This window comes from Streptomyces decoyicus (assembly GCF_019880305.1).
In the GTDB taxonomy this organism is placed as follows: Bacteria; Actinomycetota; Actinomycetes; order Streptomycetales; family Streptomycetaceae; genus Streptomyces; species Streptomyces decoyicus.
Genome location: NZ_CP082301.1, coordinates 7,893,626 through 7,914,561 on the forward strand (window position 1 = coordinate 7,893,626; position 20,936 = coordinate 7,914,561).

The following is a 20,936-nucleotide window of genomic DNA, read 5'->3' on the forward strand; positions in this document are numbered from 1 at the left end:
GCGAGCGCCTCACCACTGCGCTGAGTTCGTGATCAATGCGCTGCGTGCATGAAGTGTCCGTTGATGGAGCGGAAGATTCCGCTTCGGCGATCGTCGAGTAGGGTCCGGCGAGCCGTAACAGAGAATCAAGGAGGCCGTTTCCGTGTCGGAGCGTCAGGTGTCAGTTGGGGGCGACGGGGCCGGCGCGCCGGAAGTGCTGGCGCAGGAGCGCCGATTGCGCCGTGATCTGGGGTTCTGGGGCCTGACGGGGATCGGTTTCTCCAACATCGTCGGCTCCGGCTGGCTGTTCGCCGCGATGTACGCGGCACAGGTCGCCGGCCCCGCGGCGCTGCTCTCCTGGGTCGGCGCCGGTCTGCTGTGCGGCCTGGTCGCCCTGGTCATGATCGAACTCGGCGCGTCCCGGCCGGAGGGCGGCGGCACGGTCCGCTGGCCGCTGTTCGCCAGCGGCCGGCTCGTCGGCACCCTCATCGGCTGGTCGACCCTGCTGTCGGTGGGCGGAACCGCGGCCGAGATCAGCGCGATCATGCAGTACGCCGCGCACTACCTGCCGGGCATCTACAACGGGCACACCCTCACCCTCCCCGGGCTGGCGCTGGCCGCCGGGCTCAGCGTCGTACTGACGGCGCTGAACTGGTTCGCGGTGCGGATGTTCGCCCAACTCAACAACCTGGTCTCGGTGTTCAAGATCGTGGTCCCGGTGGTCACCGTGATCGCACTGATCGCGTCCGGCTGGCACTCCGGCCGTCTGACGGACCACGGCGGCTTCGCGCCGTACGGCTATGTCGCCTGTCTGACCGCGCTGGCCGGCGGCGGCATCGTCTACTCCGTCAACGGCTTCCAGGCGCCGCTGGACTTCTCGGGCGAGACCCGCAACCCCCGCCGGACCATCCCCGCCGCGGTCCTCACCGGCATCGGCCTCGCCGTCATCATGTACCTGGCCCTGCAACTGGCGTTCCTCTTCGCCGTCCCCGAGAACCTGCTCGGCCACGGCTGGAAGGGGGTCTCCTTCGACTCGCCGTTCGGCCAGCTCGCCCTGATCCTCAATCTGCACTGGCTGTCCAGCCTGCTCTACGCGGACGCGGTGATCTCGCCCGGCGGTTCGGCGTACGTGGGTGTGGCGATCAACGCGCGGCACACCTACGCGCTCGCCAAGAACGGCACCATTCCCCGGTTCTTCATGAAGGTCAATGAGCGGTTCGGCATCCCGCGCCGGGCCCTGGCGATCAACCTCGTCGTCATCATGATCTTCCTGCTGCCGTTCGGCGGCTGGCAGGACATCGTCAGCGTCATGGGCGACATGTATCTGCTGATCTACGCCGCCTCCGCGGTCGCGGTCGCGGTGTTCCGGGCCGAGCCGGGGGGCCACACCGCCGACTGGATCCCGGGGCTGGGCTGGATCGCGCCGCTCAGCTTCGTGGTGGCCAGCGAGTTCGTCTACTGGTCGGGCTGGCACGACCTGCGCCTCGCGCTGCCGCTCGTGCTCGGGGGGCTGCTGATCTTCCTGGCCATGCGCCGCCCCGGGGCGCACGACGAAAGCGACAGCGCCGGCCGGAACCGCTCGCTCGGCGCCGAACTCCGCACCGGTGCCTGGCTGGTGGTCTACCTCATCGCGCTGACCGTGCTCTCCTGGCTGGGCACGTTCGAGGGCTCCGGCCGGCTGCCGGCACCGTACGACTCGATCACCGTGGCCGCCCTCGCGTTCGCGGTCTTCTTCTGGGCCGTACGGTCCGGCGTCCGGCACCTGGCGGTGTCCCCGGCCGCGGACGCCTGAGCCCGGCCGCGGGGCGGCGGGAGGAAGCGCAGCGGGCGGCACGGCCGGGGCTCAGGGGGAGGCGCAGCAAGGGGCTGCTCCGCACGCACATCCGACTGCGGAGGGTGCCGGTCCCCGGCGGGATCACGGGGAGGCGCGGCGGGGGCGCCCCTCGCCGCACCCCCGCGCACGCCGACGACCGGCAGGCACCATCGGGCGCGTGGCCGCCCGCCGACCACGCCGCCGTCAAGCGGAAGCCACCCGCCGGAAATAAGATGAATCGGGAAAGGCGGGCTCCCCGGGAGCCCCGAGAGGCCAGGCCGGGCGGCCACCGCGGACTGCCGTACGGGAGCACGCTCCCTGGTCGGTACACCGATGCACCTTGGAGCGGTCCATGCTTCGGCGTCGTCCCCCGCGGTCCGCGAGCGCTGACGACCTGTTGACCACGCTCGGACGGCTGACCGCCCAGGCGCGGGAAGGTGCCGAGAAGCAGCGGGCCCGGGTGGAGCTGGCCGAGGCGCTTCAGCACGAGATGCTGCCGGCCGTGCTGCCGGGGACACCGGGGCTGCGCGCCGCCGCCACCTACGCACCCGCCCGGCACGGCCTGGACATCGGGGGCGACTGGTACGACGGCTTCACCCTGCCCGACGGCTCGCTGGCCTTCTGCATCGGCGATGTGCAGGGCCACGACGTCGAGGCCGCCGCCTTCATGGGACAGATCCGCTTCGGGCTGCGCGCGGTCGCCGGTCATGCCGCGGACCCGGGGGAGGTGTTGAGCCGGGCCAACGACCTGCTGGTCTCGGTCGACTGCGGGCTCTTCGCGACTTGCACCTTCGTCCGCTTCGACCCGGTCGCCTGGGAACTGTCCAGCGCCCGGGCCGGCCATGTACCGGGCATCTGGGCCACCACCGACGGCCGGTCCGGCCTCGCCGATGACCCCGGCGGCCTGCCGCTCGGCATCGTGCCGGGCGAGAGATATCCGGTCACCCGCCGCCGTTTCGCCACTGCGGGGGCTTTTGTGCTGCTCACCGACGGGGTGGTCGAGGGGCCGTCCTTCCCGATAGAGGCGGGGCTGACGCAGGTGAAGCGGCTGGTCAGCGCCAACGCCGGGGGCGATCCGGCCACGGTGGCCGACGCGGTGATGAGCGTGGCCGAGTTCACCGGGCACACCGATGACGCCGCGGTGATCGTGCTGCGCTTCGACGCGACCGCGCCCGGAGCCGGGTGAAGCGCGGCACGGGCACGCGTGTCGCAGCCGACGCCCGGCCCTCGGCGTTGTCTGATGGCCGACGTGGTGCGCACCGGGGAACTCCGACGTCTTGCACCGGCCCTGACGATCCTCGGCCTCGCCGGCATCTACTACGCGTCCGCCCGGATCGGTCTGCTGGACCAGGTGGTCATCGCGGGTGCCGTGGTCACACCGTTGTGGCCGCCGACGGGCATCTCCCTGAGCTGTCTGCTCCTCCTGGGCCTGCGGACCTGGCCGGGCATCGCCCTCGGCACCCTCCTGGTCGTGGCCACGATCAGCCCGCTCGACATCTCGGTCCTCGGGATCATGGCGGGCAACACCCTGGCCCCGGTCTGCGCCTTCCTGATGCTGCGCCGGGTGGGTTTCCGGGCCGAACTCGACCGGCTGCGCGACGGGGTGGCACTGGTCGCCCTCGGCGCCTTCGCCGGGATGCTGATCAGCGCGACGCTGGGCAGCGCGATGCTCCTCCTCAAGGGCGCCCTGCCGGCCGGGGGCTTCTGGCCGACCTGGGCGGCGTGGTGGGTGGGCGATGCGATGGGCATCCTCGTCATCACTCCGCTCGTCCTCGCCTGCCGTACGATCCGGTGGCCCCGGGGCGTCCCCGGCTACCGGTGGGCCGAGGCGGCAGCCCTGACGGTGGTCTCGGTGATGGTGACGCTCGTGGCGATCGGAAGTGGGCTGTCGCTGCTCTTCCTGGTTTTTCCGCTGATCGTGTGGGCCGCCCTGCGCTTCCAGCTGGCGGGGGCAGCGCCCTGTGTGCTGCTGGTGTCCGTCCTGGTCATCGCGGCGGCGAAGGCCCGGACCGGACCGTTCGAGGGCCAGAGCCTTCTGGAGGCGATGGTCAATCTCCAGGCCCTCAACGCGTCCGCGGCGCTCACCGCGCTGCTGCTGTCGGCGATCGTCACCGAGCAGAACAGCATCCGCCGCAAGATCGAGCAGGCCTGTAGCGAACTGGCCGACGTGGTGGACCGGCTCGCGCCGGGGGAGAGCCGGCGCCGCTGGCCGCCGGACGGTGACCACACCTGACCCGGCGCCCCGAGACGACCGGCGAGCCGGCCCGTCCGGTCAGCCCGGCAGCAGCTGCCCCAGGTCGTAGCCCACCGGCTCCTCCAGCTGGGCATAGGTGCAGCTCTCCGGCGTACGGTCGGGGCGCCAGTGGCGGAACTGGGCGGTATGGCGGAACCTGCTGCCCTCCATGTGGTCGTAGGCGACCTCGCACACCCGCTCCGGGCGCAGCGGCACCCACGACAGATCCTTGCCGCCGCTCCAGCGGCTGGGCCCGCCGGGCATCCGCCGCGAGGCATGCGCCGTCTCGTCGGTCCACGCGCCCCACGGATGGCCGGAGACATCGTCCATCCGCAGCGGCGCCAGCTCCTCGACCAGCGCACGCCGCCTGGCCATGGGGAACGAGGCGCACACCCCGACGTGCTGCAACTGCCCGTCGTCGTCGTGCAGGCCCAGCAACAGGGAGCCGACCACCGGCCCGCTCTTGTGCAGGCGGTAGCCCGCCACCACACAGTCGGCGGTGCGGGCATGCTTGATCTTGAACATGGCGCGGTCGCCGGGCCGGTACGGCAGATCGAGCGGCTTGGCGACCACCCCGTCCAGCCCCGCCCCCTCGAACTGCGTGAACCAGCTGCGCGCCAGCTCCTGATCCGTCGTCGCGGGCGCCGTGTACACCGGTGCCCGAGCCGGGCGCAGCGCCGCGACCAGGGCTTCCCGGCGGGCCGACTGCGGCTCGTGCATCAGCGCATCGGAGCCGAGCGCCAGCAGATCGAACGCGACCAGCGAGGCGGGCGTCCGCTCGGCGAGGGTACGGACCCGGGAGTCCGCCGGGTGAATGCGCTCCAGCAGCTCCTCGAAGTGCAGCCGGCCGCCGTGGGCGATGACGATCTCGCCGTCGACGACGCAGCGCCGCGGCAGCTCGGCCCGGGCCGCGGTGACCACTTCGGGGAAGTAGCGGGTGAGCGGTTTCGTCGTACGGCTGGCGATCTCGACGTCCTCGCCGTCCCGGAAGACGATGACGCGGAAGCCGTCCCACTTGGCCTCGTACTGCATGCCGGCGGGGATGTCGGTCACCAGCTTCGCGAGCATGGGGGAGACCGGGGGCATGACGGGCAGGTCCATGGTCCCGATCCTGAAGGCTGAGGCCGCTTCCCGCGCGCCGGGACCAGAACCCCGGGGGCCGCCCGGCCGGCCGTCGTTTTTCCCGGCGCGCGGCGGCGGCGCCCGGAATCTAGCGTGGAGTCATGGCCGGAGCCGGAGCTGTGGAGCTGGACGTTGCGGGGCGCACCGTGCGCCTGTCGCACCCCGACAAGACGTACTACCCGGAGCGTGGTTTCACGAAGCTGGACGTCGCGCAGTACTACCTCGCCGTCGCCGACGGGGTGCTGCGGGGGCTGCGGGACCGGCCCACCACCATGCAGCGTTTCCCTGACGGCGTCGAGGGCGAGTTCTTCTACCAGAAGCGGGCGCCCAAAGGACTGCCGGACTGGCTGCCCACCGCCCGTATCGCCTTCCCCAGCGGACGGTTCGCCGACGAGATGTGCCCCACCGAGCCCGCGGCGGTCCTCTGGGCCGCCAACCTGGGATGTCTGACGTTCCATCCGTGGCCCGTCCGCCGCGGTGACACCGAGCACCCCGACGAACTGCGGATCGACCTCGACCCGCAGCCCGGCACCGACTTCGCGGATGCCGTCCGGGTCGCCCACCTCCTGCGCGAGCTGCTGGCGGAGCACGGGCTGCGCGGCTGGCCCAAGACGTCCGGTGGCCGTGGCGTGCACGTCTATGTCCCGATCCAGCCCCGCTGGACGTTCACCGAGGTCAGACGGGCCGCGATCACCCTGGCCCGGGCGCTGGAACGCCGGATGCCGGAGCTGGTGACCTCGGCCTGGTGGAAGGAGGAACGCGGCGCGAAGGTCTTCGTCGACTACAACCAGATGGCCCGGGACCGGACCATCGCCTCCGCCTACTCGCTGCGCGCCCGGCCTCGCGCGACCGTCTCCACACCGCTGCGCTGGGACGAGCTGCCCGACGCCGCGCCCGAGGACTTCGATCTGCGGACGGTCCCCCCGCGGTTCGCCGAACTCGGCGATGTGCATGCGGACATGGCGGACCATGCCTTCGGCCTGGAATCCGTCCTGGAGCTCGCGGACCGTCAGGAGGCGGACGAAGGACTGGGTGATATGCCGTATCCGCCCGACCACCCGAAGATGCCGGGGGAGCCTTCCAGGGTCCAGCCGAGCCGGGCCCGTAAGCGCTAGGCATCCGACCTTGGGGGCTGAAGGCGGCGAGGTACGTGGTCAACGGGCGGCTCCGTCTGCTCCGCTGCTCCGCCCCCGGGTTCAGCCCTTCTCCTTGATCTTCTTCATGGTGAGGGGGGATTCGAGCCGCAGGACGGCGGGCAGTCCGCTCAGTTTGCCGGTGAGGAAGGCTTCGTAGGCGGCATGGTCGGCGACCGCGATGCGGAGGAAGCAGCCGGCCACCGCGTCCGGCGGCCCACCCACGGCAAGCACGAGGTTCTGCTGTTGCCGCCGCTGGCCGGGCGGATGGAGCTGTGGGCGGCCGGTGTCACCTCCGAGCGGTCCCGCGAGGTGAGGGTCGCCGAGAGCACCGGCCAGTCCGCCTGGACTGGCCGGGCCGGCCGAGGCGGCCGACCGCCCGCAGGTCCGGCGCGCCCACCGCCGGCCGCGCGGGGACGATCGACCCGAACGGGGGTACCGGCCGTGGCCGTCACGGGGCGGGACCGGCCTCGCCGTTCGTATGCCGACGGGGCGCCCGGTCCCCGTACCCCGGCATGCGCGCGCCCGGTCCGCGCGGGAACATTCCGCACGTGGCGCATGACAGGAAGGCACCGGAGGCGGACCACCAGCACGCACCTCTGTGTCCGGGGACCCGGATGACGCGGCACCCTTCGCCGGACGCAGGCAGCACGTGAGCGCATTCCCGATCGACTATGCGGCGGTCTTCCAGGCGCTGCCGGGCGGAGCGCTGCTGCTCACCCCGCAGTTCGTGATCGCCGATGCCAACGCGGCCCTGCTGCAGCGGGCCGGGCGCGAACGCCACGAACTGATCGGGCGCCCCCTCTTCGACGTCTTCCCCGACAATCCCGACGACCCCGGCGCGTCGGGTATGCGCAACCTCCGGGCCTCCCTGGAACGCGTGGTGGCCACCGGCGCGCGCGACTCCATGGCGTTGCAGCGCTACGACATCGAGGCGCCGGGGCGGCCCGGGACGTTCGAGGAGCGCTACTGGAGCCCGGTCAATGTGCCCGTGCTCGACGCCGACGGACGGGTGCGGCTGATCGTGCACCGGGTGGAGGAGGTCACCGAGATCGTCCGGGCCGGTGCCGGTGACCATCCCGGCGACCGGGTGCGGATGGAGGCCGAGCTCTTCACCCGCGCCCAGGATCTCCAGGAGGTCAACGAAAGACTCCGCCGGGCCCGGGTCCGGGAGCGGGAGGTGGTGCTGGCGCTCCAGGAAGCGATGCTCCCCGCGCCCGGGCCCGTGGGGCACCACCGGGCAGCGGTGCGCTACCGGCCCGCGGTCGGCGCGCTCAATGTCTGCGGCGACTGGTACGACCTGGCCGATCTGCCCGGGGACCGGATGGCGGTGGCGGTCGGCGACGTCGTCGGCCACGGCCTGGCCGCCGCCTGCGTCATGGGACAGCTCCGCAGCGCGCTGAGCGCCGCCGCCCGGGTCGCCGACGGCCCCGCCCGGGCGCTGGAGGTACTGGGGATCTACGCCCGCTCCGTGGACGGCGCGGAGTCCACCACCGCGGTGCAGGCCGTCATCGACTGGTCCACGCACACCCTCTCCTACAGCAGCGCCGGTCATCCCCCGCCGGCCCTGCTGCACCCGGACGGCACCGTGGAACTGCTGGACCGGGCGACCGACCCGCCGTTGGGGGCGCGGCCCGAGCATGTGGACCGCCCGGAGGCGCAGGTCGCCTTCGCCGACGATGCCGTGCTGGTCCTCTACACGGACGGGCTGATCGAGCGCCGTCACGAGGACATCGACGTCGGTCTGGCGCGGCTGGCCGAGGCGCTGACCCGGCATCGGGGCGCCGACGCCGAGACGCTGGCCGACGCGCTGCTGGCGGATCTGCTGCCGCCCGGCGGCGCCACCGACGATGCGGCCCTCGTCATCATCCGACTCTGATCAGGCCGTTCACCAGGACGCTTTGCCGTTTCATTGCCGCGAGTGGAGCAATTCTTGGGGCCGTTGGAGTGGCTGTACGCCGTGTCTGCAGGGTTTTCGGTGGGGCGCGGTACTCATCGAATGTCAGATTTCCTGCCAAACAGGAGAAACGCAATGCGCAAGTTCATAGGCCGCTCCGTGGCCACCGCGGCCCTTGCCGCCGCTACCGTCCTCCCGCTCGCCGGCATTGCTTCGGCCACCCCGCAGGCGCCGGCCGCATCGTCAAAGGGCGACCACCACGGTCGTCACCACCACGGTCATCACCACTACAGGCACCACTGCCACCACAACGGCGGCTTCAACGGCTTCAACGGCTTCGGCGGCTTCGGCGGCTTCGGCGGTTTCGGCGGCTACAACGGCTACAACGGCTTCGGCGGCTGCGGCTACGGCAACTACGGCTACGGCTTCGGGGGCTTCCCCTTCGGCCTGCTGGGCATCCTCTGACCGGCAGTAGCACTGACAGGCCGCCGCAGCCCTGGGCTGCGGCGGCTCGTCGCTGTCATGCCACGGTGCCGGCCTCCTGCTCGGCCCGCCGGCGCAGCTCCTTCTTGTCGGGCTTCCCGGCGTCGGTCAGCGGCAGCGCGTCGACAAAGGTGACCCGGGCCGGTTCGTACATCGCGCCCCGTTCCGCGCAGACCATCTCGCGCAGCTGCTGCTCGTCGACGGTGCCGCCGGGCGCCCGCACCACCGTGGCGTGCACCCGCTCCATGCGGTCGGCGTCCCGGACACCGAAAACGGCGCTCTGCAGTACCTGCGGGTGCGAGTTCAGCAGGTCCTCCAGTTCGGTGGTGTACACATGGCCGCCGACCACGACGATCATGTCCTTGAGCCGGTCGACGATCGTCAAGTAGCCCTCGTCGTCGAGGAATCCGATGTCCCCCGTGTGCAGCCAGCCCTCGCGCAGCACCTCGGCGGTCAGCTCGGGCTGCTTCCAGTACCCCTTCATGATCATGTCGGAGCGCACACAGACCTCGCCGTGCTCGCCGGCCGGCAGATCGCGGCCCGACTCGTCGCGGATCGCCACCTCGACGTCGGGCAGCACCTTCCCCGCGGACCGCAGCCGCTCGGGCCGCTGCGGGTCGTGGTCCTCCTGGGTGAGCACGCTGATGCCGCCGGCCTCGTTCTGCCCGTAACCCTGCATCAGCACCGGGCCGAACGCCCGTACCGCGTCGGCTATCCGGGCGGGGGAGGCCTGGCAGCCGCCGTACGTCAGCAGCCGCAGGCTGGAGGTGTCGGTGTGGCGGGCGTCGGGGTGGTCCATCAGCTGGTAGAGCAGCGGCGGCAGCAGGAACAGGTCGGTGATGCGCTCGCGTTCGATGGCGGCGAGTGCGGTGCCCGGGTCGAAGTCGTCGAGCAGGACGACGGTGCCGCCCGCGTGCAGGGTGCTGTCGGCCATCAGGCCCGCAGCGTGCGCGAGGGTGGTGCAGACCAGCTGCCGGCGGGCGGACTCCGGCTCCTGCTGGATCACGCCGTGGAACCAGCGCGCCTGGTCGAAGGTGGTGCAGATGCCCTTGGGGTGGCCGGTCGTACCGCCGGTGTGGCGGATGGTGCACACATCGTCGGGCCGGGCCCGGCTCGCGTACGGCTCGTCGGACTGCCCGGCCGCCAGCTCCAGCAGATCCGTGCCCACCTTGGCGGGGCCGAGTACGAGGACCTCCGGCACCGGTGCCAATTCGATGACCTCGGCGGCGCGTTCGGCATGGCGCGGGTCGACGATCAGGGCGCGGGTCTCGACATCGCGGACGATGGCGGCCTGGGACTCGGCGGACAGCTTGTTGTAGAGGTAATTGACCCGGGCGCCGATCAGGTTGGCCGCGTAACGGGCGGCGATGATCTCCGGGAGGTTGCCGCTCAGCAGCGTGACGGTCGCTCCGCGGTCGACGCCGCGGGCGCGCAGGGCACGTGCCATGCGGTGGACCAGTGAACGGAACTCACCTGCGGTGACGCGGCGGCCTTGGTGGACCAGGGCTTCGCGCGCCGGGTCGGCGCTAAGGACATCGAGGTTCTCCTCCACGTAGGTACGGAATGTCCGGGCGGCGGTGGGCATGATGTGAGGCTTCCTCCTGACACCGGCGGGCGCAGTCCGCTACGCCGGATGCGATATGCATGTATTTAGTTGCTAGAGGCAACTAAAGTCAGGGTAGTCGCTGTAGATCGACATCTCCAAGTCGGACGGTGACGCCCGGGAGAGGCCCGGCGGTCACGCAGGGGCACAGCCCTTGCGGCGTCCGGCCACTGCCCCGCCGGCCTCGCTCGCAAGCGCGTCCGGAATCATCGCCCCGAATATCGCCAACGCGCTCGCCGACCCGGGAACAGCGACGGATAATGCTCCCTCGCGCACGGGGCGCCGATGCCCTGCGGATCTCGCTCTCCCTGCGGGTCCGTCCCGTGGCGAGAGATGATGGAGAGCAACGAAAGCACAGCGAGAATCGGCCGATGCACGGAGAGCGCCACGGCTGTCGGTCTGCGGTGACCGGCGGAAGGAGTACCTGGATGGGTGCGACCGACGCGTTCCCCGAGGGTGCTCCCCCTGTCGGGGCCACACCGGGGCAGCCCGGCGGCCTGATGGACGTGCTGGGCGTGGCCGCGGTGATGCTGGACGCGGACGGGCGGATCACCCTGTGGAGCCCCCAGGCCGAGCAGCTCTTCGGCTGGAGCGCGGAGGAAGCACTCGGCCGGCCCGCCGCGCAGCTGCTGGTCGGACCGGAGCACTTCGATCTGGTGCTGAGTCTCTTCTCCCAGGTCATGGCGGGCGGCGAGAGCTGGGCGGGGGTCTTCCCTGTCCAGCACAAGGACGGCAGCACCCGGCTCGTCGAGTTCCGCAATATGCGGCTGCTGGACGAGCGCGGGGAGTCGTACGCCCTGGGCATCGCCACCGACCAGGCCGTGCTGCGGCGGGTCGAGCGGGATCTGGCGCTGTCGGTGCGCCTGGTCGCCCAGTCGCCGATCGGCCTGGCGGTCCTGGACACCGCGCTGCGCTTCGTCATGGTCAATCCGGCGCTGGAGCGCATCAACGAGCTGCCCGCCGACCAGCACATCGGCCGCGACGTCGGGGAGGCCCTGTCCTTTCTGGACACCGGCACCGTCGTGTCCAGAATGCGCGAGGTCCTCGACACCGGGACACCGCTGCTCGACCAGTTCACCGTCGGCCGCACCGCCTCCGACCCCCACGCGGACCGGGCCTGGTCGGTGTCGTACTACCGGCTGGAGGACGCCCACGGCCGGGTGCTGGGGCTGGCCACGTCCGTCGTGGACGTCACCGAGCAGCACCGCGCCGCCACCGAGGCCGCCCGCGCCCGCAGGCGGCTGGCCGTCATCGCCGACGCCTCCGCCACCGTCGGCACCACCCTCGACGTCGACCAGACCGCCCATGAACTGGCCGACGTCATCGTGCCCGAGCTGGCGGACCTGGCTGCGGTCGATGTCCTCGACGCCGTGCTCGCGGGCCGCCGCCCGACCTCGCTGTCCCGCGGCGGCCCGGCCCGTTTCCGGGCGCTCGCCGTGGCCACGGCCTACTCCACCGAGGCCGTGCGCGCCGCCGACCCCACCGGCCAGATCGCCTCCTACGAAGCCGACCGGCTGATCACCCGCTGTGTGACCGAAGCCCGTCCGGTGCGCATCGCCCACGTGGGTCCGGACGATCTGTCGCACATCGCCGCGGACCCGCAGGGCGCCGCCCTCCTGGGCAAGGCCGGACTCCACTCCTATCTGGCCGTACCGCTGATCGCCCGCGGCGAGGTCCTCGGCGCGCTGTCGCTGTACCGCGTCCGCAACCAGGAGCCGTTCGACGAGGACGATGCGGTGCTGGCGGTCGAGCTGGCCGCCCGGGCAGCGGTCTGCATCGACAACGCCCGCTCGTACCAGAGCGAACGCCGCACCGCGCTCACCCTCCAGCGCCATCTGATGAACCACCGGCCGCCGCAGCCCACGGCCATGGAGATCGCCTACCGCTACCAGCCCGCCCAGGCGGCCAGCGAGGTCGGCGGTGACTGGTTCGACGCCATTCCGGTGGCCGGCGACAAGACCGCGCTGGTGGTCGGCGACGTCATGGGCAGCGGAATCAACGCCGCCGCCACCATGGGCCAACTGCGCACCACCACCCGCGCGCTGGCCGACCTCGACCTCGATCCGGCCGAGGTGCTGCGCCACCTCGACCACATCGCGGTCGGTCTCGACCCGGCCTTCGCCACCTGTCTGTACGCCGTGTACGACCCGCACCGCACCCTGTGCCGGATCGCCGTCGCCGGGCATCTGCCGCCCATCGTGGTCCGCCCGGACCGGCCGCCCGAACTCCTCGATCTGCCCACGGGGGCGCCGCTCGGGGTCGGGGGCGTCCCCTTCGAGCAGACCACGGTTGCGCTCCGCGACGGCGACCTGCTGGTGCTCTACACCGATGGGCTGATCGAAACCCGGGACCAGCCCATCGACGCCCGTCTGGACATCCTGCTGGAGCTGCTGGCGGAGCCCGAGCGGGATCTGGAGGACCTCTGCGACCGCCTCCTCGGCGCGCTGCGCGATGAGCACGACCACGACGACGTGGCGCTGCTCATCGCCCGCGTGCACGCACACGAGGACTGAATCAACGGGCAGCGGATCCGGCGGGACCGCAACGGATTCGGCGGTGTCCCGGCAGGGACGTGCAGTGCTCGTTCGGCCGCGGAATTCGCTTATTTCAGCGGCTGCGGTGTGGATAAGCGCTCCAAAGGCCCTCGAGGGCTACGGATTTCGTTGTCCGCGGGCCTTAACAAGACCTTGACGTGAGTCGTCGGCGGGGGTTGTATTCGGTCACCAAAGCGAGGCCTGCGGGATATCCGGGTTCAGGCCGCTTTACGGCGTTCTTCCCCAGGCGCCGCCCCTTCTGCCGCCAGCACTGATGGGATACGGATACCGATATGCCCTACACGCCTGTTGCCCCCGCAGCTCCGGAGCGGGACACCCGTAGTGCGACGGAGGGGGACGCCTCCACCTCCCCCAAACTCACCCGGTCGATCGGCGTGGTCGGTGGCACCCTGCTCACGCTGTCCTGTCTGACCCCGGCATCCTCGCTCTTCGTGATCGTGCCGGACTCGTTCGCCGGTCTGGGCACCGGCACCGCACTGACCATCGCCGTCGCGGCTCTGCTGTGCATCGGGGTGGCCTTCACCTACTCCGAACTCGGCACGCTGATACCGAGCTCGGGCGGCGAATACGCCATGGTCGGCACGCTCATGGGGCGCCTCGCCGGGTGGCTGGTTTTCATACTCTCGCTGATCGTCGTCATGATCGTGCCGCCCATCATCGCCCTGGGCACCGCCGACTATCTGGCACCGATCGTCCGACTCGATCCGCAGCTCACCGCCGCCGGTGTGATGCTGCTGGCCACCGCCATGGGCCTGCTGGATCTGCGCGCCAACGCCTGGATCACCGGCATCTTCCTGGTGCTGGAGGTCGTCGCCTGCGCGGTGGTCGCCTTTCTCGGCTTCACGCACACCCAGCGGTCCGCGTCCGTGCTCGTGCACCCCGTGATCGACGCCGGACACGGGCACAGCACCGCCGTCACCGCCGGTCTCATCGTGACCGGGCTGGCCACCGCGCTCTTCATCCTTCAGGGCTTCTCCACCGCCGTGTACCTCGCGGAGGAGATGGACAACCCCCGCCGCAACGTCTCCCGCACCGTGCTGTGGACCCTCGGCATCGGCGTCGCCGTCGTGCTGGTCCCGGTGGTCGCGATCACCCTCGGCGCTCCCGACCTGAAGACCCTCGGCGCCGGGGACGTCGCCGGCATGGTGCAGGACTGGAGCAACTCGGGGGTCGGCACGTTCGTCAGCCTCTGTATCGCCCTGGCGATCATCAACGCGGCGATCGTGATGGTGATCCAGAATTCCCGCGTGGTCTTCGCCTCGGCGCGTGACGCGGCCTGGCCGACGGCCGTGAACCGGGTCTTCTCGCACGTCGGCCGGCGCTTCGGCTCCCCCTGGGCGGCCACCCTCGCGGTCGGCGTTCCCGGTGCGGCCCTGTGCTTCGTCAACCTCGACACCCTGAGCGAGGTCACCGGCGTGGCCGTCGCCGCGATGTACGTCTTCGTCGCCCTGGGCGCCCTGGTCTCGCGCCGTGGCGAGCACAAGCACCGGCCGGCCTGGCGGATGCCGCTGTGGCCGACGGTCCCGGCGCTGCTGATCGTGGTGCTGGCCTGGGTGCTGTACCAGCAGAGTGCGAAGAGTCTGATCATCACCGGCGTCATCGTGGCGGTCGCCGCGCTGTACTGGGCGTGCTACCTCCGCTCGCGCCAGGAGACGCACTGGGTGATCTCGGTACCCGAGGACGAGCAGGCTCCCGTCGAGACGCCGTCCGCGGCCTCGCTGCCTGCGTAGGGCCCTGAAGGCCCCGGAACCGCCCGCCCCGGCCCCGGCCCGGGCGGGCCTTCTTCTTTACCGGCCGGTGAGCGCGGCGAGCGCGAGCGCGTCCAGAAGAAGGCATACGTGGTCGACGGCGTCCCGCCCGTCGGGGCCCTCGGCCATCGCTGTGTCGTCGAGCAGCCCGGCGGTGCCGTGCAGCAGCTCCCGCAGCCGCTCGTTCATGTCGGCCGTCGGCTCCGCGTGCGCCAGGACGGACCGGATCTGCTCGCCGGTGAGCGGCTGACCGGTTTCGAGGAAGCGGTACAACGCCACGGCGGCTCGCCGGTCGGCGTCGTGGGGCTTCCACAGACCGAGCGCGTGGTGGTCGATGAGCGCGGCCGCCTCGGCTCGGATCTCCTCGGGAACATGCATGCCCACGAACGTCTCATACCGTTGCGCCGGGCCCGACGACGGTATAGAGGACGCCGGTGCCGTCCCCGGGCCGGCTCGGTCCCTCGGACGAAGCGGCTGACCAGGCATGTTGCGCCGGCGCCGAACTCACCCGACGGGTAGACACCTGTCAGGCAAGCCGCCGGGCCTGTGGGAAGAGTTACACGAACCATGCGGCCCCTGGGCGATTTGTACCCAGTGCCGTGGCGCGAAGCGGCCGCCGCGTATGTCCCCTTCGTCAAATACAGTCGCATATGCGTAGCCGTAAAACCTACCCGGGGGTCTTCCCGCCCTCTGGCGCCCGGCCCCGGATCACGGGACCATCCTCGGACAGCCCGCGAGGCCGCCCGGCGCAGCGCGGGCCCTGACCGCTGCTGCGCTCCGCATCGCGCGGCTCGCCCACCGTATGCGGGAGGTGTAGAAAGAGGACATGGCCGGACGCTACGGCCGCCCGCGTTCGGTTCTCAGGATGCGAACTGTCGCAGGTCAGGTCTTTCTCCTGCAGGTGGCGATCGTGGTGTTGCTCGTCGCCGCCGCCATTGCGGCGCTTGTGCTGCAATCCAGGGCCGACGGAGACCGCGAAGCCCGCAACAGGTCCGTCGCCGTGGCGGAAGCGTTCGCCAATGCTCCGGGCATCGAGACGGCGCTGAAGAGCGCCGATCCGACCTTGGTGCTCCAGCCGCGGACAGAGGCCGCGCGCAAGAGCTCCGAGGTCGACTTCATCGTCGTGATGAACACCCAGGGCATCCGCTACACCCACCCGATCCCCAACCGGATTGGCAAGAAGTTCGTCGGCACCCTGCAACCGGCACTGTCCGGCCACGTGGTCACCGAGAAGATCACCGGCACCATCGGTCCCCTCGTCCAGGCCGTGGTGCCGGTCTACGGCCACAGCGGCAAGGACAACGGCAAGGTCATCGGCCTCGTCTCGGCCGGTATCACCGTCAACCGGGTGAGCGGCGTCGTCGACGACCAGTTCCCGCTGCTGTTCGGCGCCGCCGCGGGCATCCTCCTCCTGACCACCGGCGGTACGGCGCTGGTGAGCCGGCGCCTGCGGCGCCAGACCCACGGTCTCGGCCCCGCCGAGATGACCCGGATGTATGAGCACCACGACGCGGTGCTGCACGCGGTGCGCGAAGGCGTGATCATCGTGGGCGGCGACGGCTGTCTGCTGCTCGCCAACGACGAGGCGCGCCGGCTGCTCGACCTGCCGTCGGACGTCGAGGGGCGCCCGGTCGCCGATCTCGGACTCGACCCCGCCACCGGCCGTCTGCTGGCCTCCGGCCGGGTCGTCACCGACGAGGTCCACCCGGTCGGCGAACGGCTGCTGGCCATCAACCAGCGCTCCACGGACCAGGCCGGCGGGCCGCCCGGCAGCGTCACGACGCTACGGGACACCACCGAGTTGCGGGCGCTCACCGGCCGCGCCGATGTGGCCCGCGGCCGCCTGAAGCTGCTCTACGACGCCGGCACGGAGATCGGCACCACTCTCGACGTGGTGCGCACCTGCGAGGAACTCGCGGAGTTCGGCTCCACCCGGTTCGCCGATATCGTCACCGTCGACCTGGCCGAGGACGTGCTGATCGGCGAGGAGCCGACGGCTCCCACCGGCGCGGCCATCGAGATGCGGCGGACGGCCACCAGCGGCGCCCCGGCGGACAGCGGCCTCTACCCCGTCGGCAAGCTGATCCGCTTCGAGCCGGCCACCACCCTCGGCGCCAGCCTCACCAGCGGCAAAGCGGCCCTCGAAGCGGATCTGGCGGCGTTCTCCGGCTGGCATCTCCAGAGTCCCGGCCGGGCCAGGAAGATCGTCGCGCACGGCATCCATTCGAGGATCGCGGTGCCGCTGAGCGCCCGTGGCGTCATCCTCGGCGTGGTGATCTTCTGGCGCTCGGACAAACCGGAGCCGTTCGAGGACGAGGAACTCTCCCTCGCCGAGGAACTGGCCGCCCGCGCCGCGGTGAGCATCGACAATGCCCGCCGCTACACCCGCGAGCACACCATGGCCGTCACCCTGCAACGCAGTCTGCTGCCGCGCGGGCTGCCGGAGCAGAACGCCGTCGAGGCCGCCTACCGCTATCTGCCCGCACAGGCCGGGCGCGGCGGGCTCGGCGGCGTCGGCGGCGACTGGTTCGACATCATCCCGCTGCCCGGTGCCCGGGTGGCGCTCGTCGTCGGCGATGTCGTGGGGCACGGACTGCACGCCGCGGCCACCATGGGCCGGCTGCGCACCGCCGTTCACAACTTCGCCACCCTGGACCTGCCGCCCGACGAGATCCTCTGGCACCTCGACGAACTCGTCACCCGTATCGACCAGGACGAGGGCGCCGAGGAAGCCGAGGGTTCGGTCACCGGAGCCACCTGCCTCTATGCGATCTATGACCCGGCGTCCGGGAAATGCACCATGGCGCGCGCCGGGCACGTCCAGCCCATGCTGCTGCTGCCGGACGGCACTGCCGAGACCGTCGATGTGCCCGGCGGCCCGCCCCTCGGGCTCGGCGGGCTGCCCTTCGAGACCTGGCAGCGGCAACTGCCCGAGGAGACCCGGCTGGTGCTCTTCACCGACGGGCTCGTCGAGGACCGGGACCGGGATCTCGACGAGGGCATCGGGCTGCTGAGCCACACGCTGGCCGAGCACTCCGGCCGGACGCCGGAGGAGACCTGCGAGGCCGTGCTCGACGCGCTGCTGCCCGAGCGCCCCAGTGATGACATTGCGCTGCTGGTGGCCCGCACCCGGGTGCTGGACACCGCGCATGTCTCCGACTGGGAGGTGCCGCCCGACCCCTCGGCCGTGGCCCAGATACGGGCCGCCTCGGTCCGCAAGCTGATCGAATGGGGCCTGGCGGAGGAGGCGTTCACCGCCGAGCTGATCCTCAGCGAGCTGGTCACCAACTCCATCCGGTACGCCTCCGGCCCGATCCGCGTGCGGCTGATCCGCGACACCTCCCTGATCTGCGAGGTCTCCGACAGCAGCAGCACCTCGCCGCATCTGCGGCAGGCCGCCACCACGGACGAGGGCGGCCGCGGCCTCTTCCTGGTTGCCCAACTGGCCGAACGCTGGGGGACCCGCTACACCACCAGCGGCAAGGTGATCTGGACGGAGCAGGCGCTCACCGGCATCGACGTGGTCGGGGTGGAGGACGACGACGAGGATGCTTGAGCTGAGGGACGGATGAGTCCGGGGGCCCCGAGCGCATGAGGAGGCTGTGATGGATTACCCGCTGCTCAATGCATTCTGGACCATGTGCCTGATCTTCTTGTGGGTCCTGTGGCTGATCCTGCTGTTCCGGATCATCGGCGACATCTTCCGCAGCCGGGACCTCAACAACTGGGCCAAGACGGGGTGGCTGATCCTGGTGCTCGTGCTGCCCTTCCTGGGCGTCTTCATCTATGTGATCGCGCGCGGCCACGGGATGAGTGAACGGGAGGTCGCCCAGGCCGAGCGGCAGCAGAAGCAGCTTCATGCCTACCTCCGGGACACCGTGGCGACCGGGGAGGGGACGAACCATGCGGATTCCCTGGCGAAGCTCGCCGACCTGAAGAACCAAGGCGACATCACGGAAGAGGAGTTCCAGAAGGCCAAGGCGAAGATCCTCGCCTGACCGCGGACACTGTGACGCGGTCACCCCCGCCGCTGTCGCCTCGACTGCTAACCTCGAATTGCGCGGAACGCGCAACTTGAGGGGCGCCCCTGAACGGTGTTTCGGGCGGACGACGGCAGACAGAGGCGGGCAGTGAAGTGACCACTGGGGAACGCTCGGCCACCCGGCGCCGACGGGAGCGGATGGTGGAACTGCTCGGCGCCGGCGACATCAGCGTGCACGATCTCGCCGCCGAGTTCGATGTGTCGCTGTCCACCGTCCGCCGCGACCTGGCGACGCTGGCCGCGCTCGGCCGGATCACCCGTACCTACGGCGGCGCGGTCGACCACCGCGCGGTGGAACGCTCCTGGCACGACAAGGAACACGAGCAGCCGGGCGAGAAGGACGCCATCGCCCGCACCGCCGCCGCGCTGGTGCGCAGCGGTGACGTCGTCCTTCTCGACGCGGGCAGCACCGTCGCCCGGGTGGCACACGAGCTGCGGGACCGCAGCGACCTCACCGTCGTCACCAACGGCCTGTCCACGCTCGTCGAATTGGCGGACGCGGAGGTGGAGGTCGTGGTGCTCGGCGGCCGGCTGCGGCGCCCCAACGAGTCGCTGTTGGGCACCCGGACCGAACAGGCGCTGCGCCGGCTCACCCCGGACATCGCCTTCCTCGGCGTCGACGGCCTCGACCCCCGCCGCGGCATCAACTGCCCCGACCCCGAACAGGCCGCGCTGAAGGAGACGATGGCCGGGTGTGCCCGTGCCGCCTGGGTGCTCGCCGACCACTCCAAGCTCGGCGGGGGAGGGGGCTTCCCCTACTGGGCGGCGATGCCGGCCGGCACGGGCCTGATCTCCGGCGGTGACGAGCCGGAGGTGGCCGCGTTCACGGCGGCGGGGTGGTCGGTGCGCATCGCCGCGGACGGGCCCAGGCGCCCGTCGAGACCGCCTGAGTGCACACCTCTTGACAGCCCGTTCGCCGAGTAGCCACTCTGAATTGCGTGAACCGCGCAATTAATTATGCGTGGTCCGGTCACTTCGGGGTCGCAGGCGGCACCGGAGCCGACAGGAGGAGACCTCGTGGCCCAGGTGCTCGTCATCGCAGACGACCTCACCGGCAGCAATGCCACCGGCGCGCTCTATGCGCGCCTGGGCCTGCGGGCCGTCACCGTCGGCGCGCTCACCCAAGTGGAGCGCTACGCGGACCGGGTGGACGTGCTCGTCGTCAACACCGCCTCGCGGCACTGGTCCCCGGACCGCGCCCACGCGGCCGTCCGGGCCGCCGCCGAAACAGCGGGCGCAGCACCCCTGATCGTCAAGCGGGTCGACACCACCCTGCGCGGCAACCCCGGCAGCGAACTCGACGCGGTGGTGGACGTCCTCGCCGCCCGCGAGCCCTCGGCCCGGATCCGGACGCTGGCCGTTCCTGCCTTCCCCGACGCCGGCCGGAGCACGGTGGGCGGTCTGCACCTCGTCGACGGTGTCCCGCTCACCCGCACGGCCGTGGCCCGCGATCCGTTCGATCCCGTCCGGCACTCACGGGTCGCGGCCGTGCTCGGCGTACAGAGCCGGCGCAGCACGGGCGAACTCACCCTGGACGTGGTGGAGCGGGGCCCCGACGCGGTGGCCGCGGCGCTGCGGGCGATCCCGGCCGAGACCGTGGTCTGCGACGCCACCGAGAACGCTCATCTGCGCACGGTCGCGGTGGCCGCCGCCCGCCTCGCCGTCGAGGACCGCATCCGCTGGGTGGCGCTGGACTCGGGACCGTTCGGCGCGGCCCTCGCCGGTGAGCTGGGCCTGCGGCCCGAAGGCGGCGCACCCGCCCGCATCCTGGCGGTCGTGGGCAGCGTCACCGACCGCACCCGCACCCAGCTCGCCCGTACGGAAACCGCGCTCGGCGCCCGCTGGGCCGAGCCCGACCCCGCCGCGCCGGACCCCGGCGCGGTGCTGGCGGAGTTGTGCGCGGCGGCGCGGGAGGGGGCCACGGTGCTCGGCGTCCGGGTGGCCCCCGCCCCGCTGACCACCGCCGGATCCGCCCCCGACCCCGGGGCAGCCGAGCGCATCCTCCACGCGCTCGCCGAGATCGCCCGCCGCGCGGTCGTCGAGCTGTGCCCCGGCGGCCTCTACGCCTCGGGCGGCGATGTGGCCACGGCGGTCACCTCGGCACTGGGCGCCGACGGCTTCGCCATCGAGGCCGAGGTGCTGCCGCTCGCCATCGCCGGGCACCTGGTGGGCGGCCCCCACGACGGACTGCTCTTCGCCACGAAGGGCGGTCTCATCGGCGGCCCCGACGCCGCCCGCGACTGCCTGGAACACCTGCGCGCGGCCTGCACCCGGCACACCCTCGGCCCCACCTTGAGCACGACCTGAACACGGCACCCCGAAAGGCGA

At 71.5% G+C, this 20,936-nt stretch carries 16 protein-coding genes; 12 read left to right on the forward strand and 4 right to left on the reverse strand.

Features of this window, described 5'->3' with window-relative positions; translation table 11 throughout:
- Positions 1 to 142 precede the first annotated feature (142 nt).
- From K7C20_RS34465 to K7C20_RS34475, 3 genes are all read left to right on the forward strand, one after another.
- A complete protein-coding gene (locus K7C20_RS34465; protein ID WP_030077191.1) occupies positions 143 to 1,771 on the forward strand; it encodes an APC family permease in 1,629 nt (542 codons plus the stop codon).
- A 373-nt stretch (positions 1,772 to 2,144) separates the two neighbouring features.
- Positions 2,145 to 2,978: a PP2C family protein-serine/threonine phosphatase gene (locus tag K7C20_RS34470; RefSeq protein ID WP_030077193.1), complete on the forward strand. Its 834-nt coding sequence runs from the start codon at positions 2,145 to 2,147 to the stop codon at positions 2,976 to 2,978.
- Between the two features lie 54 nt (positions 2,979 to 3,032).
- A complete protein-coding gene (locus tag K7C20_RS34475) occupies positions 3,033 to 4,025 on the forward strand; it encodes an MASE1 domain-containing protein (protein WP_107083366.1) in 993 nt (330 codons plus the stop codon).
- Positions 4,026 to 4,064: 39 nt separating this feature from the next.
- Here the strand turns inward: K7C20_RS34475 and K7C20_RS34480 are convergent, their stop codons facing one another.
- Entirely contained in the window at positions 4,065 to 5,126 is a 1,062-nt protein-coding gene (locus K7C20_RS34480; protein WP_053208981.1) for an ATP-dependent DNA ligase, read from the reverse strand.
- A gap of 122 nt (positions 5,127 to 5,248) precedes the next feature.
- Between K7C20_RS34480 and ligD the strand changes: the two genes are divergently transcribed.
- The gene (gene ligD, locus K7C20_RS34485; protein WP_030077199.1) at positions 5,249 to 6,262 is read left to right on the forward strand and encodes a non-homologous end-joining DNA ligase; all 1,014 of its coding nucleotides are present in this window, start codon (positions 5,249 to 5,251) and stop codon (positions 6,260 to 6,262) included.
- Between the two features lie 81 nt (positions 6,263 to 6,343).
- Here ligD and K7C20_RS34490 read toward each other — a convergent pair whose 3' ends face one another.
- Positions 6,344 to 6,514: a hypothetical protein gene (locus K7C20_RS34490; RefSeq protein WP_280921987.1), complete on the reverse strand. Its 171-nt coding sequence runs from the start codon at positions 6,512 to 6,514 to the stop codon at positions 6,344 to 6,346.
- A gap of 418 nt (positions 6,515 to 6,932) precedes the next feature.
- Between K7C20_RS34490 and K7C20_RS34495 the strand changes: the two genes are divergently transcribed.
- Together K7C20_RS34495 and K7C20_RS34500 are read left to right on the forward strand one after the other, a co-directional pair.
- A complete protein-coding gene (locus K7C20_RS34495; RefSeq protein ID WP_030077201.1) occupies positions 6,933 to 8,159 on the forward strand; it encodes a PP2C family protein-serine/threonine phosphatase in 1,227 nt (408 codons plus the stop codon).
- 153 nt (positions 8,160 to 8,312) lie between these two features.
- Positions 8,313 to 8,642: a hypothetical protein gene (locus K7C20_RS34500; RefSeq protein ID WP_053208980.1), complete on the forward strand. Its 330-nt coding sequence runs from the start codon at positions 8,313 to 8,315 to the stop codon at positions 8,640 to 8,642.
- Between the two features lie 55 nt (positions 8,643 to 8,697).
- Here K7C20_RS34500 and K7C20_RS34505 read toward each other — a convergent pair whose 3' ends face one another.
- Positions 8,698 to 10,245, reverse strand: coding sequence for an AMP-binding protein (locus K7C20_RS34505; protein WP_053208979.1), 1,548 nt, complete (start codon positions 10,243 to 10,245; stop codon positions 8,698 to 8,700).
- Positions 10,246 to 10,691: 446 nt separating this feature from the next.
- Between K7C20_RS34505 and K7C20_RS34510 the strand changes: the two genes are divergently transcribed.
- Both K7C20_RS34510 and K7C20_RS34515 read left to right on the forward strand, forming a co-directional pair.
- Positions 10,692 to 12,776 carry a SpoIIE family protein phosphatase gene (locus K7C20_RS34510; protein WP_030077207.1) on the forward strand — a complete coding sequence of 695 codons (2,085 nt, stop codon included), beginning with the start codon at positions 10,692 to 10,694 and terminating at the stop codon, positions 12,774 to 12,776.
- A gap of 314 nt (positions 12,777 to 13,090) precedes the next feature.
- On the forward strand, positions 13,091 to 14,548 hold the full coding sequence (locus K7C20_RS34515) for an APC family permease (protein ID WP_245171032.1): 1,458 nt from the start codon (positions 13,091 to 13,093) through the stop codon (positions 14,546 to 14,548).
- 57 nt (positions 14,549 to 14,605) lie between these two features.
- Here K7C20_RS34515 and K7C20_RS34520 read toward each other — a convergent pair whose 3' ends face one another.
- The gene (locus K7C20_RS34520) at positions 14,606 to 14,944 is read right to left on the reverse strand and encodes a hypothetical protein (RefSeq protein ID WP_030077211.1); all 339 of its coding nucleotides are present in this window, start codon (positions 14,942 to 14,944) and stop codon (positions 14,606 to 14,608) included.
- A gap of 448 nt (positions 14,945 to 15,392) precedes the next feature.
- Between K7C20_RS34520 and K7C20_RS34525 the strand changes: the two genes are divergently transcribed.
- The 4 genes from K7C20_RS34525 to K7C20_RS34540 all read left to right on the forward strand — a co-directional run bounded on the left by K7C20_RS34525 (position 15,393) and on the right by K7C20_RS34540 (position 20,915).
- Positions 15,393 to 18,122, forward strand: a complete 2,730-nt coding sequence (locus tag K7C20_RS34525; protein ID WP_053208978.1) for a SpoIIE family protein phosphatase — start codon at positions 15,393 to 15,395, stop codon at positions 18,120 to 18,122.
- 49 nt (positions 18,123 to 18,171) lie between these two features.
- Positions 18,172 to 18,564 carry an SHOCT domain-containing protein gene (locus K7C20_RS34530; RefSeq protein WP_030077215.1) on the forward strand — a complete coding sequence of 131 codons (393 nt, stop codon included), beginning with the start codon at positions 18,172 to 18,174 and terminating at the stop codon, positions 18,562 to 18,564.
- A gap of 137 nt (positions 18,565 to 18,701) precedes the next feature.
- On the forward strand, positions 18,702 to 19,532 hold the full coding sequence (locus K7C20_RS34535; RefSeq protein WP_048828888.1) for a DeoR/GlpR family DNA-binding transcription regulator: 831 nt from the start codon (positions 18,702 to 18,704) through the stop codon (positions 19,530 to 19,532).
- A gap of 93 nt (positions 19,533 to 19,625) precedes the next feature.
- A complete protein-coding gene (locus tag K7C20_RS34540) occupies positions 19,626 to 20,915 on the forward strand; it encodes a four-carbon acid sugar kinase family protein (protein ID WP_053208977.1) in 1,290 nt (429 codons plus the stop codon).
- The last annotated feature ends 21 nt before the right edge of the window (positions 20,916 to 20,936 follow it).